Here is a 604-nt window from a genome sequence, read left to right on the forward strand (position 1 = left end):
GGTGGATGCGACCTATCTCAAGGTCCGGCGTGGCGGCCGCATCGTCTCAGTCGCCGTCATTATCGCGGTCGGCGTCAATAACGACGGTCGGCGCGAGGTCCTGGGTATGGAAGTTGGCACCTCGGAGGCCGAACCGATCTGGACGGAATTCCTGCGCAGGCTAACGCGCCGCGGTCTACGCGGGGTGAAGTTGGTTGTCTCTGATGCACATGAGGGCATCAAGGCCGCCGTTTCCAAGGTTCTCAATGCCACTTGGCAAAGGTGCCGGGTTCACTTCATGAGGAACGTGCTCGCGCATGCTGGAAAGAGCGGCAGGCGGGTCGTATCCGCCTTCATCGCGACGGCCTTTGCCCAGGAGACCCCGGAGGCAGCAAGCCGCACAATGGCGCAGTGTCGCCGATCAAATCAGGCCGAAAGTGCCGAAGCTTGCCACCATCATGGACGACGCTGAAGAGGACGTGCTCGCCTACATGACCTTCCCGAAAGAGCACCGGGCAAAGCTGCACTCGACGAATCCAATTGAGCGTCTCAACGGCGAAATCAAGCGACGCACCGAGGTCGTCGGCATCTTTCCGAACGACGAAGCCATCGTCCGTCTCGTCGG

Annotated in this window: 1 pseudogene; it reads left to right on the plus strand. The window is 61.1% G+C overall.

The window, feature by feature from the left end:
* Positions 1-604, plus strand: a pseudogene (locus tag CO671_RS33165) (IS256 family transposase); the annotation flags it as partial.

The sequence above is a fragment of the Rhizobium sp. M10 genome (assembly GCF_002531955.1).
GTDB lineage: Bacteria > Pseudomonadota > Alphaproteobacteria > Rhizobiales > Rhizobiaceae > Rhizobium > Rhizobium etli_C.